The organism is Acinetobacter lwoffii (genome assembly GCF_024129435.1).
GTDB classification, from domain to species: Bacteria; Pseudomonadota; Gammaproteobacteria; order Pseudomonadales; family Moraxellaceae; genus Acinetobacter; species Acinetobacter lwoffii_F.
Genome location: NZ_JAMXXN010000002.1, coordinates 33149 through 45176 on the forward strand (window position 1 = coordinate 33149; position 12028 = coordinate 45176).

The 12028-nt window shown below is 44.0% G+C and carries 11 protein-coding genes; 4 read left to right on the forward strand and 7 right to left on the reverse strand.

The annotated features are described in order from the left end of the window. Window positions 1-14: 14 nt before the first annotated feature. Complete coding sequence (gene cxpE / locus NI455_RS01470) at window positions 15-1235, reverse strand: chloramphenicol efflux transporter CxpE (RefSeq protein ID WP_004279126.1); 1221 nt, start codon at window positions 1233-1235, stop codon at window positions 15-17. A 135-nt stretch (window positions 1236-1370) separates the two neighbouring features. On the opposite strand from cxpE, the gene purM reads away from it, so the two are divergent. Continuing rightward, complete coding sequence (gene purM / locus NI455_RS01475) at window positions 1371-2441, forward strand: phosphoribosylformylglycinamidine cyclo-ligase (RefSeq protein WP_253112062.1); 1071 nt, start codon at window positions 1371-1373, stop codon at window positions 2439-2441. A 6-nt stretch (window positions 2442-2447) separates the two neighbouring features. Then, window positions 2448-3077: a phosphoribosylglycinamide formyltransferase gene (gene purN, locus NI455_RS01480; RefSeq protein ID WP_253112063.1), complete on the forward strand. Its 630-nt coding sequence runs from the start codon at window positions 2448-2450 to the stop codon at window positions 3075-3077. Between the two features lie 64 nt (window positions 3078-3141). Here the strand turns inward: purN and NI455_RS01485 are convergent, their stop codons facing one another. Together NI455_RS01485 and sppA are read right to left on the reverse strand one after the other, a co-directional pair. Further along, a complete protein-coding gene (locus NI455_RS01485; RefSeq protein WP_213687512.1) occupies window positions 3142-3945 on the reverse strand; it encodes an alpha/beta fold hydrolase in 804 nt (267 codons plus the stop codon). Beyond that, the gene (sppA, locus tag NI455_RS01490; RefSeq protein WP_004731760.1) at window positions 3942-4964 is read right to left on the reverse strand and encodes a signal peptide peptidase SppA; all 1023 of its coding nucleotides are present in this window, start codon (window positions 4962-4964) and stop codon (window positions 3942-3944) included. Before sppA ends, NI455_RS01485 begins: the two co-directional genes overlap by 4 nt. Before the next feature lie 125 nt (window positions 4965-5089). Between sppA and NI455_RS01495 the strand changes: the two genes are divergently transcribed. Further along, complete coding sequence (locus tag NI455_RS01495; RefSeq protein ID WP_253112064.1) at window positions 5090-6064, forward strand: lysophospholipid acyltransferase family protein; 975 nt, start codon at window positions 5090-5092, stop codon at window positions 6062-6064. Here NI455_RS01495 and NI455_RS01500 read toward each other — a convergent pair. The 3 genes from NI455_RS01500 to NI455_RS01510 all read right to left on the reverse strand — a co-directional run bounded on the left by NI455_RS01500 (window position 6053) and on the right by NI455_RS01510 (window position 10513). After that, a complete protein-coding gene (locus NI455_RS01500) occupies window positions 6053-8515 on the reverse strand; it encodes a DNA internalization-related competence protein ComEC/Rec2 (RefSeq protein ID WP_253112065.1) in 2463 nt (820 codons plus the stop codon). The genes NI455_RS01495 and NI455_RS01500 overlap by 12 nt on opposite strands. 86 nt (window positions 8516-8601) lie before the next feature. Then, complete coding sequence (gene lolD, locus NI455_RS01505; RefSeq protein WP_004645694.1) at window positions 8602-9285, reverse strand: lipoprotein-releasing ABC transporter ATP-binding protein LolD; 684 nt, start codon at window positions 9283-9285, stop codon at window positions 8602-8604. After that, window positions 9278-10513: a lipoprotein-releasing ABC transporter permease subunit gene (locus NI455_RS01510; protein WP_253112066.1), complete on the reverse strand. Its 1236-nt coding sequence runs from the start codon at window positions 10511-10513 to the stop codon at window positions 9278-9280. Before NI455_RS01510 ends, lolD begins: the two co-directional genes overlap by 8 nt. A gap of 26 nt (window positions 10514-10539) precedes the next feature. On the opposite strand from NI455_RS01510, the gene NI455_RS01515 reads away from it, so the two are divergent. Further along, window positions 10540-11103, forward strand: coding sequence for a PilZ domain-containing protein (locus tag NI455_RS01515; protein WP_004279140.1), 564 nt, complete (start codon window positions 10540-10542; stop codon window positions 11101-11103). 9 nt (window positions 11104-11112) lie between these two features. On the opposite strand, the gene NI455_RS01520 is transcribed toward NI455_RS01515, so the two are convergent. After that, a complete protein-coding gene (locus tag NI455_RS01520; RefSeq protein ID WP_004645697.1) occupies window positions 11113-12027 on the reverse strand; it encodes a DMT family transporter in 915 nt (304 codons plus the stop codon). Window position 12028 lies beyond the last annotated feature (1 nt).

Here is a 12028-nt window from a genome sequence, read left to right on the forward strand (position 1 = left end):
ACGATTTTTTGGCCTTATGAGTCTTTACGATGTGGATCATGAATTTTACTTGAGTTCTCCTCTGCTTGCAGCGGTTTTTTCTGTGGCTTTTTCATTTCAATATCAACATCTAAGTCTGCTGTTTCAATATTGATTGAACCGGTAGATGCATCTTGTATGATAACAGCCTGATCACCATAAAATGGCGTATGTTCATAATACTCACGGATATGCCGCAGCAGTACTACAATCACGGCTGCCACTGGTAAGGCAATCAGCATACCCAAGAATCCGGCCAGTTGCGCACCTGCCAGAACTGCAAATACTACAGCTACAGGAGAAAGACCAATTTTATCACCTAGTAAGAACGGTTGTAGGATATAGCCTTCTACAGCCTGACCCACCATGAATACAATCCCCACCAGTACCAGCTGCCACCAGTCGATTCCAAATTGGAAAAAGGTTGCAATGACTGCGGCAATAATTCCAACCGCAAAACCAAGATACGGAATGATACTGCACAATCCGGCAATCATCCCGATGATCAAGCCAATCTCCAGGCCAATCAGTTGCAGTCCCACTGCATAAACCACGCCCAACAGAACCATGACCAGGAACTGACCTTTGACAAAGGCACCTAAGACACTATGACATTCACTCACAATATTTAAGGTTGTTTTTTCATAAGGACGGGGAATCAGGCGGCGTAAGCTGTCCAGCATACGATCCCAATCCAGCAAGAAATAAAAGGCAATAATCGGAATCAGGACAATCGTGCCACCAATCTGGATAAAATTCAGACCAGATTGTGCCAGTTTCAGCAGCATTGCCTGAATACTGTCAGCACTATAATTGGTCTGGACATAGTCCATCACCACGGAGGAAATCTGATCGGTATCAATCTCCATCGGGACCAGATTAAAGCTATCGGAAAGCCAAGGTAGAAACGTGTAATTGATCCAGTGAATCCCGGCCGGAATGCTATCACGCGCATACATCAGCTGCTGCCAGACTAGTGGCACCAGATACCACATCACCAATGTAACCACGATCCCAATCCCGATAAATACGATACTGATCGAGAGCCATCGAGCCAGCCCAATGCGGTGCAAAACATTAACCAAGGGGCTAAATAAATAAGCAATTAGAAAAGCTGCAACAAAAGGAACTACAACTGGTTTAAGCAGATATAAAACCCAAAGTATCAATGCTATACCAGCAAGTATAAGAATGCGCCGTAAAGTACGATCGACCATAGAATCTTGCCTTTTCTCTATTAATCATTCTAAAAATTAAAATATTTTAATAAAGATAGCATTTTAGGCCACAAATACCATAAGAGTTTTACATATTCAGGTTATAATCGCACCCGCGAATGCGGAGACTTCATTATGAGCAACTCAATTTCTACCCCAAACACTGGTTTAAGCTACAAAGATGCAGGTGTCGACATTGAGGCGGGCGACGCGTTAGTCGATCGTATCAAATCTGTCGCTAAGCGTACCTCACGTCCCGAAGTTATGGGCGGTCTAGGTGGCTTTGGTGCACTTTGTAAAATTCCTAAAGGTTATGAAGAACCTGTTCTCGTATCTGGCACAGATGGTGTTGGTACAAAATTACGTCTGGCACTGAATTTGAACCGTCATGACACAATTGGTCAAGACCTGGTTGCAATGTGCGTGAATGACCTTCTTGTCTGTGGTGCTGAGCCACTGTTCTTCCTTGATTATTATGCAACTGGTCACTTAAATGTTGATGTTGCTGCAAATGTAGTCACTGGTATTGGCGCTGGTTGTGAACTTGCTGGCTGTGCATTAGTTGGCGGTGAAACTGCTGAAATGCCAGGCATGTATGAAGGCGAAGATTACGATCTTGCAGGTTTCTGTGTCGGTGTTGTTGAGCAAAGCAAAATTATTGATGGCTCTAAAGTCAAAGCGGGTGACGTTTTAATTGGTGTAGCTTCTTCAGGTGCGCACTCAAACGGCTACTCACTGCTTCGTAAAATCCTGGACGTGAAAAACGTTGACCTGAATCAAATCGTGGATGGTCGCCCACTTGCAGATGCTGCAATGGAACCAACACGTATTTATGTCAAACCAATTCTTGAACTGTTAAAACACGTTGATGTGCATGCGATGGCACACATCACGGGTGGTGGTTTACCAGGTAACTTGCCGCGCGTACTTCCAAACGGTGCTCAAGCGCTTGTGAATGAATCTTCTTGGGAGTGGCCTGAGCTATTCAAGCTTCTACAACGTGAAGGCGGCGTAGAACAATTTGAAATGTATCGTACTTTCAACTGTGGCGTCGGCATGGTGCTGGTTGTTGATGCAGCTGATGCAGACAAAACTGTTGAACTACTTAACCAGCTTGGCGAAAATGCATGGGCGATGGGTCAGATTCAAGACAATGCTGAATCAGTTGCAGGTGCAGACGAAAAAATTCGTGTGATCTTTGCGTAATTTCGCATGATTAAAATTGCTGTACTTGTTTCAGGTAGTGGATCAAATCTGCAAGCCTTGATTGATGCCAATCTTTCAGGGCAAATTGTGGGCGTAATTTCCAATAAACCTGAAGCCTTTGCTTTAACGCGTGCACAACACGCAGGCATTCAGACTGCAGTTATTGAACACAAGCAATATCCAAGTCGTGAAGCTTTTGATGATGTGATGCATCAACAGCTTTTGGACTGGGATGTGGATCTGGTCGTGCTTGCCGGCTTTATGCGAATTTTAAGTGAAAAATTTGTGAAAGCCTGGGAAGGAAAAATGTTGAATATTCATCCTTCCCTGCTGCCTAATTATAAAGGCATGCATACGCATCAGCGTGTACTCAATACCGGTGATGTTCTGCACGGTTGTACGGTGCATTATGTTACGGCTGAACTGGATGCAGGCCAAGCGCTTGCCCAAGGTGTTCTCAAGGTTTCTCATCACGATACGGTAGAAAGTTTGGCAACACGTGTGCATAGCCTCGAACATGTGATCTATCCACAAGTTGTAGAATGGATTTGTAGCGGAACGATTCAACATACTGAAGATGGTGTGCTGTATCGAAATGAGAAAATGCAAGCGCCTGTTCAATTCTGCAAGTTTTAAAAAAGTTTAGAAATAAAAAACGCATCCTCGGATGCGTTTTTTTATTTCCAATACATTCGATGACTCAGGCAGACTGTTGCTGAATCAATTGCTTTACCAAGCTCGCGACTTGATCAGGTTGTTCCAATGGGAACATATGTCCACCATCCACCACGGTAAAAGGAATACCAAATTTCTTTTGCACTTGCTGCGGGAACTTGCGGGCCAGAAATGGACCTTTCTTAGCCACAACTAAATGCACAGGAATTTTGGGTTTTGCCTGAGGCAACCACCATAGTGACGGATTGGTTCTAAAGACTGCGACCTCATCCATTTTAGGAATAGTGAGTTCTACCCCACCCCGAATGTGATCATCCTGCAAGGCATGGTCAATATAAGCTTGGAAGCAATCTGCATCAAAATCCTGATAAAAACCTTTAGGGCGCAGCAATTCAGCGGCTTGTTCACGTGAATCCCAATGGTCACGACGGCGTTTGGACAGACCGGCCGGAGACATTTTATCCAATGCTTTTAAGCGAAAAGTTTTCGCAATATGCAAGGCAAAGGCTTCTTTGCCCATAATCATCGGCGGGTCCAGCATGATCATTTGTGAAAACAGTTCCGGACGCTGCAAAGTCGCCTGCAGAGTTAACACAGATCCCAAAGAATGCCCCAGACCAATGACAGGTCGCCCATGTGACTGACGTACAATACTGTCAATCACTTGCTGGGTCAGGCTTTTCCAATGGTTATCAACCGGATAACGCTTATCCGGCCCTAAAAGCGGCACATAGATAATATCGTAATCATCTTGCAATTCATCAAACAGCTTTTGATAGACTTTAGATGGCACGCCATTGGCGTGCGCGAAATGAATCAGTGGTTTCATTGCAGTGTCGTGCTATTTTCTGACTGAAGCTTCTGTGCAACTGAAGAAGCAATTCCATCCCCAATCGATGAACCCATACGACCCAAGACTGATTCAAATGGACTATATTCAATGGTGTAATTCAACGCTTTTTCAGTTTTCAGTTCGCGTTTCAAGGTATTTAAGCTACCGATACGATCCGCAATACCTAATTTCACCGCCTGATCACCGGTCCAGAACAAGCCAGAGAAAATAGCAGGATCATTGGATTTCAATTTATTGCCACGTCCTTGTTTAACTGCATTAATAAAGTGACCATGTACATTATCCAGCACACCCTGTACGTGGGCTTTTTGCGCAGGATCAACCGGCTGAGTCATAGACAGCAAAGCTTTATTTTCACCTGAAGTCATGGTGCGATCTTCAACACCTAATTTTTGCAATAGATTAGTCACACCATAATTCGGCATGATCACCCCAATTGAACCGACCAAACTCGATGGATTGACAATAATTTCATCCGCAGCTGAAGCAATATAATAAGCACCTGAAGCACCAGTATCGCCAATCACGGCATACAATTTTTTCCCAGAATGCTGTTTTTTCAGATACTGAATTTCCTGCCAGATTTCATCAGACTGTACCGGTGAACCGCCAGGTGAGTTGATATTCAGCACCACTGCTTTACTTTGTTTATTTTCAAAGGCTTTTTTCAATGATTTGATGGTATTGCTACTGTTGACGCTCTGCTTGTCGGCTGCAATCGTACCCACAATATCCACGACTGCGATATGCGAACCCGCAGCAGCGCTAGCATCTGAAGAAACTGAACTACAGCTTTTGCCTAATGCCAAAATGACAACAAGCAGATAAGCAAAAGTCAGAAATTTAAAGAAAATTCCCCAACGGCGTGCACGGCGCTGTTCTTCTACCGAAGCTAAAACTGCTTTTTCAAGCAATTTCCATTCCGGACCAGTCGGTTGAACTGGCTGTTGCGTATTTTGTATTTGATTTTCAGGTTTTGGTGGCCAATCGGACATAAATAATCCAATAAATTGATTTATATTGAATCCATTATATACACTGAATCGGGTAATTCTGTCTAAACAAAACGTTTTCGCCTATAATAAATTTTGTTCTCTTTTTTTGTACTTAGACGAAATCAATGACGAAACAGGGCTCACGGAATTCAGCTTACGGATTACTCAAATACATTAGCCGCCAACCGCTTCCGGTTTCTCGCTGGATGGCCCGTATTCTGGCCTTTATTGTGAACAGTTTTAAAGTCACTAAAACTTCGGAAGTCATTCGTCTCAATCTTGAAATCAGTCTTTCTGAACTGTCCGGCCAGGAACGTGAACAGATTAACCGTGCTGCGGTTCGCAATGAATTAATGTCATATTTCGAGTTCTTTACTATTTGGGGCTCAAGCAATCAGAAAAATCTTAAACGCGTTCATCGCGTTATTGGCGAAGATCTACTTCATGATGCCATTGCACAAAATAAAGGCCTCGTGTTAATCGTGCCGCATTTTGGTACCTGGGAAATTATGAATGCCTATATTGCCCAGTTCACCTCAATGACCATTATGTACAAACCTGTGAAAAATCAGGCTGCAGATCAATTTGTACGGGCCGCCCGTAGTCGTGAACAGGCGCATCTGGTGCCGACCGATGAATCTGGCGTCCGTCAGATTTTTAAAGCCTTAAAACAAGGTGGCACTACGGTCATCCTTCCGGATCATACCCCGAATATCGGTGGTGAATATATTCCCTATTTCGGCGTGCCTTTGGCCACCAGTAATTTAAGTGCCAAGCTGATTCAAAAGACCAAAGCGCGTGCCCTGTTTTTATATGCTCTACGTAATACTGAAGATGGATTCGATATTTTTATCGAAGCAGTTGATGAAAAAATTTATAATGGCAATGCCAATCAAGGCACACAAGTCATTATCAATAGTATTGAAAATTTAATTCGTCGCCATCCGGAACATTATCATTGGAGTTATAAACGCTTTAATGCGCATCAAGACTTGGGAAATCTCTACAAACTTGAGCATGAACAAGCTTTGGGCAAAGTAAATGCATTAAGAACTCAAGAACTACATAAAGTTTCGCCCATATTGGAATCAGTCACTTAAGGGCTGACGATACAACCACTGCCATTCATGTCGTTCGGCAGAAAGCACCAGTTTTGAGCCTTGTTGCTGGAAGTGCACACTCCCCTGTTCTGCTGTAGTCAATAAGGGAATATTAAGTGCTTTCAACCGTTGCTGGGTCAGTTGGCTCGGGTGGCCATAACGGTTAAATTTCCCAGCCGAGGCAATCGCCAGTTTAGGCTGCAAAACCTGTAAAAATTGATAGGCTGAACTGTGCTGACTGCCATGATGCCCGAGTATCAGCACATCGACCTGAAGTTCGGGATAGTCTTGGAGCAGCTGATATTCAGTTTCCCAACCCGCATCCCCCATCAGTAAAAAGTTTTGATACGGTCCGGCATTTTTGATTTGTAGATATACCACACAAGAGCGGTCATTTTTATTGAAGTTTGACGTGTTTAACTGCTGCTGCCGAGGTGCCAGAATTTTAAAGTTACTCTCTTCAGACCATTGCCATTGCTGTCCTTCATAGCAAAACTGAAAACGGGAAGCTCGGGCTGTTTCAGGCATCTGATTAGATGATACTTGCTTGATATTCAATTGATCTTTAATACTGTGATATGCACCGCTATGGTCCTGATCCAGATGGGTCAAAATCAGTTGATCCAGTTCCCCAACACCTTGCACAGATAGAAACGGCCTAATCACTTGTCGACCAATACTGAATTTTTCTTCATTATAATAACCACCCATATCGATCATCATGCTCTTTTGCCCTTCCCGAATGAAGATGGCCTGTCCCTGCCCGACATCCAGAACAGACAGCTGAAATGCATGCTGATTAAGTTGAGGAATGCACAGTGGTAAACAGGCAAGTGCTGTCCAGCTTTTGGGCACTAAGCCACGCGGCAAAAAGACAATTAATAAGCCCAAAATACATAGAGCAATCATCCAGACATTCATGGCCACAGGAATCAGTTGCGGTGCAAACAGCCGATCAAGCAGATTCAAAAATGCCAGCAGTATATGAATAAAAATATCATTGAGCTGAAACAGCAGACTCGAAAGTGGTTCAGAAATGAAAAATAATAAAGCCGCCAGAATATCTACGGGAACTATCAGCAGGCCAATCCACGGGATAGCCACCAGGTTGCTTAGCGGGGTAATCCAAGCCACCTGCTTAAAAAACAACATCATTAAGGGAAACAGGGCCAGAAAGATTTTCCACTGCGACTCCATCAAAACTTTTATTGCAAAATACAGTCGTTGTAATGCTGTTTGTACTGTTTGATGCGGTTGCTGCTGAATGGTTTGATAGATCCGCAGCAAGACAAAACAGGCCCCATAAGACAGCCAGAATGCGGCCGACAAAATGCTAAAAGGATCAAAGAGCAACAATAAGGCAGCACTTAAAATCAGCAGTTTTAATGGCTGCATACTTTGCCTGAGCAGCAGCGTAAAAGTCACAATCACACAAATCAGTAAAGTGCGTAACGCCGGAATTTCAAAACCGACAAAGGCACAATACAGCAATACACATAACAAAAAAGGCAGACTCAAAAAATACTGCCTTGGCCATTTCAGATAAATCTGCGGTACGTACCTTGAAATCAGATATTGCAACGCTCCACAAACGATAAAGGCAAAGATCAGGACATGCGGTCCGGAAATCGCCAGTAAATGACTCATGCCAAAACGCTGGAATTGCTGTTCCGTCGCTTGATCCAAGAGACTTTCATCACCACTTAATAGAGCCAGTAACAAGCCTTTCTGCTGTACTGGTTGTGTGGCCACAAACTCTCTTAAGGTCAGTCGCTGCTGTTCTACCCAAAGCAAAAATCGCTGATTCAAATTTTTCTGCTGACGTAGATATTTAGCATGACCTAGTGCATAGAGTTGTTGCGGTTGCAACTCTTGGATATGTTTAATCCTAAACCCGGCCATAACATTTTGCTGCAAGGCCCATTTTTCTGCATCAAAAGCACCCGGTGTCGCATAACTATGGTTAGGTCGAATCTGGCCTTGTAATAAATAATAGTGTCCCAGTTCAAGAGTCTGCTGTTTGGTTACATCATTTCCTAAACTGGATATGACAGGATCTGAAACTGGCAGAAAACCCATCCACTTAACTGTAATGCCATCAGGGTTAAGCACATGCAGGGCTTGCTGGATATTCTGATCGCCCAGTTTATTCAGCTCTTTGATATAGACCACGATTTCTTTTTCAGATACCTCGTGTTCTCGCTTGGATAAACGTTCAGCCAGTTGCAGATTGGCATAAGCATGACCTAAAAATAGTCCCAAAAGCAGGCTTGATCCAGTGATCAACAAGCTTCGCAGTGGTGTATTCAAGATGAGCTTTAATTTATGGCAACACAGATACCACAACAGCGCAACGATCAAAACTGCCGTTCCGCTCAGTTGAACAGACAGGAAACTTTTCCCCATACACGCAAGGCCTAAAATCCAGCCAATACATAGCCACTGCAACATTGAATCTTATTCTGTCTTGTTATTATTTTGCCCAATAATAAAGCCCACCGGAGTGAGCTTCAATCAAATGCGAATATTCTCGTTATTTATGGTTCAATCCAGAGACCATCCTGCATATGTAAAATCCGATCTGCTGCATGGGCTAGCTGTTCATCATGCGTCACAATCAGCATCGCCATATTGAACTCACGTTGCAATTCGGTCAGCAGTTCAAAAATCTTTGCTGCAGTCTTGCGATCCAGATTTCCGGTCGGTTCATCGGCCATCATCAGTTTAGGTTTACCGACCACTGCACGCGCCAAAGCTACACGCTGACGCTCACCTCCGGATAATTCACCCGGCTTGTGAGTCAGACGATGCGAAAGACCAACACGTTCCAGCAAATATTCGGCCTGCTGTTTGGCTTCCTTAAACTTCATGTTGTCGCGTAACATCAGCGGCATAGCCACATTTTCCAGTGCCGTAAATTCTGGCAACAGGTGATGAAACTGATAAACAAAGCCCAAATGCTCATTCCGCACATAACCGCGTTCTGCTTCAGACAAGGTATCAAAACGGCGGCCATTCACCATGACCTGACCTGACGTCGGGCGATCCAATCCACCCAAAACATGTAATAAGGTACTTTTGCCTGAACCACTTGAACCTACAATCGAAACAAACTCACCTGCTTTTACCTGTAGCGACAAGCCGCGAATCACATCGACAGTGGCCTTGCCATCGGTAAAGGATTTGTGAATATTCTGGGCATCTAAAATCAGATTACTCATAACGCAAAGCCTCTGCCGGTTGAATTTTTGCTGCACGTAAAGCCGGATAAATTGTCGCGACAAAACTGAGTGCCAGTGACAAGCCTACAATCACCAAGACATCCTGCCAGCGCAGATACGAAGGTAAGTAGTTAATAAAATAGGCATCAAACATATTCAGGCCTAAAGTATTGTTGAGCCAGCCAATAAAGCTACTGATACTGGTTGCCGCAATAATCCCGAGGATGGCCCCTGCACAAGTTCCAATCACCCCAATCACGGTACCTTGCACCATAAAGATTTTGGTAATGGTGGCAGGTGAAGCCCCCAAAGTCCTTAAAATGGCAATGTCCGATTTTTTATCCGTCACCACCATCACCAGTGAAGACACAATATTAAATGCCGCGACTAGAACGATCAGGAATAAAAGCAGGCTGACCATGGCTTTTTCCATCTGAATCGCGCTGAACAGATTACCATGGGTATAAGTCCAGTCCGAAGCATAGAAATTCCCCGGCAAATCATGCACAATTTCCTGAGACACTTGTGGTGCCAGGAAAATATCATCCAGCTTCATACGCACACCCTGCGCACCATCCGGTAGACGCAGCAAGGTCGAGGCATCATTTAAAGCGATATAACCCATCATCGAGTCAACTTCAGCACCAATACTGAAGATTCCCACCACTTTAAAACGCTTGAAACGCGGGACGACACCAGCTGGTGATGGGGTGGCTTCTGGCAAAACCAGAGTAATATTGTCATTTAAACCCACACCCATGGCATCGGTCATTTGCTTGCCCAAAACAATACCAAATTCACCTTTTTTCAGGCTGTCGATACTGCCCTCAACCATATGGTTTTGTATAATTGAAACTTTTTTCTCATACTCGGGTTCAATCCCGCTGACCATAATGCCGGCGACCTGACCCTGTGCGGTCAGCATGCCTTGTAATTGAGTAAAAGGTGCGACTCCCTGAACATGCTCATGCCCTTCAATTTGCTTTGCAAGTTCTGGCCAATTTGTTAAAATTTGTGTTGAGGAAACAGTCGCTTGAGGTATCATTCCTAAGACACGATTCTTTAACTCTCGGTCAAAACCATTCATCACAGACAACACTGTAATGAGGACTGCCACACCGAGTGTGAGGCCGATCATTGAGACCAACGCGATAAAAGAAATGAAGTGGTTACTACGCCGTGCGCGAGTATATTTCAACCCTATATACAGCGAGATTGGTTTGAACATAACCATCTAGTCCGAGGTAATAAATTATGGAAAATGTACAGCATCCAAACGGATTTACGGAAAGACGCGTCATGTCTCGAATCGATGCTGCCTTACGAATTAATTATCAGATTATTTCCGATGATGTTGCCTTGAATGATCCTTACGATCCTAACTTCGTCTTGCCCCGCTATTTTCTACTACTTGCAGAACTAGATCAATTTGATCATGCGGTTAACTACGAATTAGAACAATTATCTGAAAAAGATCAACAAATTGCTCGAATCTTATCCTTATTTAATCAAAAGTTAAACCTTATTACCGGTTCTTTGTATGACGCAATTGTACAAAGCATGTTACCTGTGCCAGAGCAAGTGAACTTTTCAGAAACCGGTTTTAGTTTCTTTAATGAGCGCCCTATCGCTGAAGGCACCTATCTGCACGTGACTTTGAGTCATCCGGAAAATTTCTTCCATATTGCAGCAACCGCTCAGGTGGCCTACAGTCGCGAAGAAGAAAATGGCAAATATCGGACTGGTGCATATTTTATTACCATGCATCCCCAAGACCGTGTCAAACTGGGTGAATGCGTCAAGGCTCACTTTGTTTAAATTACTGCTTTAGTCAGTGCTGCTGGGTGATGAAAGGCGAGCGTTATAGCTCGCTTTAATTTCTCTGGAAAAATATAACAACAAACCAGCCAGTAAGATAACGACGCCAAAGACTGCTCCACCCGATAATTTTTCATCATTCAGAATCACCCCGACAAATAAGGCCAGCATCGGCGTCAATACGGTGGTCAATGACAAAGTGGTCGCCTTGATTTTCTGCACCAGTTTAAAATAACAGAACATCGCAATCAGGGAAGCCATGATTACAGCATAACTGAGTCCAATCAGCGATTTTGCCTGTGGGATCTGGGTTGGTGCAAATTGCCAGATAAATGGCAACATGGTACAGGCCATGACCGCTGAAACAGCAATAGAACCAGCCGCTTGTGCCATAGGTTCGAGAGGTGCATTAACTTTTTTCACCCAGAACATCGAAACACAGTAAATAAAAACACTGAGCAACATCAGGCCAATCCCGATCGGCTGAATATGCTGATCTTTGCCACCCACACAGATAATGCCCAGACCTAGCAGCGCAATTGCCATGCCACCCCACTGCGAAGGATAGAGCTTGAGCTGAAATACAAAACGGCCAATCAAACCGGTAATAATCGGCGCCAGTCCGAACATCAGGGCAATAATGCCTGAACTCAGATAATCCGTGGCCAGATAAGTGAAAATCTGTGAGCCGATAAAACTGCATGCGCCAGCCAGGTAACTGTGCATGGATAATTTATCTAAGGGAAAACGGGTTTTAAATAGCCACAACAAGGCAAATGCAAAAGGCAAAGCCAAAAAGAAACGCAATGCCAAAGCCCAGAGCGGATGCAAATCCGTCACACTCCAGACAATAGCTAGCGGTGTCGTCGCCCAGATAAAAACCAATAAAAGATAGGTGGCAATCATATTGGTTTGTGTGGGCATG

Coding starts and splice junctions, on each gene's coding strand:
- cxpE (WP_004279126.1), bottom strand. CDS start 1,235: ATGGTCGATCGTACTTTACGGCGCATTCTTATACTTGCTGGTATAGCA.
- purM (WP_253112062.1), top strand. CDS start 1,371: ATGAGCAACTCAATTTCTACCCCAAACACTGGTTTAAGCTACAAAGAT.
- purN (WP_253112063.1), top strand. CDS start 2,448: ATGATTAAAATTGCTGTACTTGTTTCAGGTAGTGGATCAAATCTGCAA.
- NI455_RS01485 (WP_213687512.1), bottom strand. CDS start 3,945: ATGAAACCACTGATTCATTTCGCGCACGCCAATGGCGTGCCATCTAAA.
- sppA (WP_004731760.1), bottom strand. CDS start 4,964: ATGTCCGATTGGCCACCAAAACCTGAAAATCAAATACAAAATACGCAA.
- NI455_RS01495 (WP_253112064.1), top strand. CDS start 5,090: ATGACGAAACAGGGCTCACGGAATTCAGCTTACGGATTACTCAAATAC.
- NI455_RS01500 (WP_253112065.1), bottom strand. CDS start 8,515: ATGTTGCAGTGGCTATGTATTGGCTGGATTTTAGGCCTTGCGTGTATG.
- lolD (WP_004645694.1), bottom strand. CDS start 9,285: ATGAGTAATCTGATTTTAGATGCCCAGAATATTCACAAATCCTTTACC.
- NI455_RS01510 (WP_253112066.1), bottom strand. CDS start 10,513: ATGTTCAAACCAATCTCGCTGTATATAGGGTTGAAATATACTCGCGCA.
- NI455_RS01515 (WP_004279140.1), top strand. CDS start 10,540: ATGGAAAATGTACAGCATCCAAACGGATTTACGGAAAGACGCGTCATG.
- NI455_RS01520 (WP_004645697.1), bottom strand. CDS start 12,027: ATGCCCACACAAACCAATATGATTGCCACCTATCTTTTATTGGTTTTT.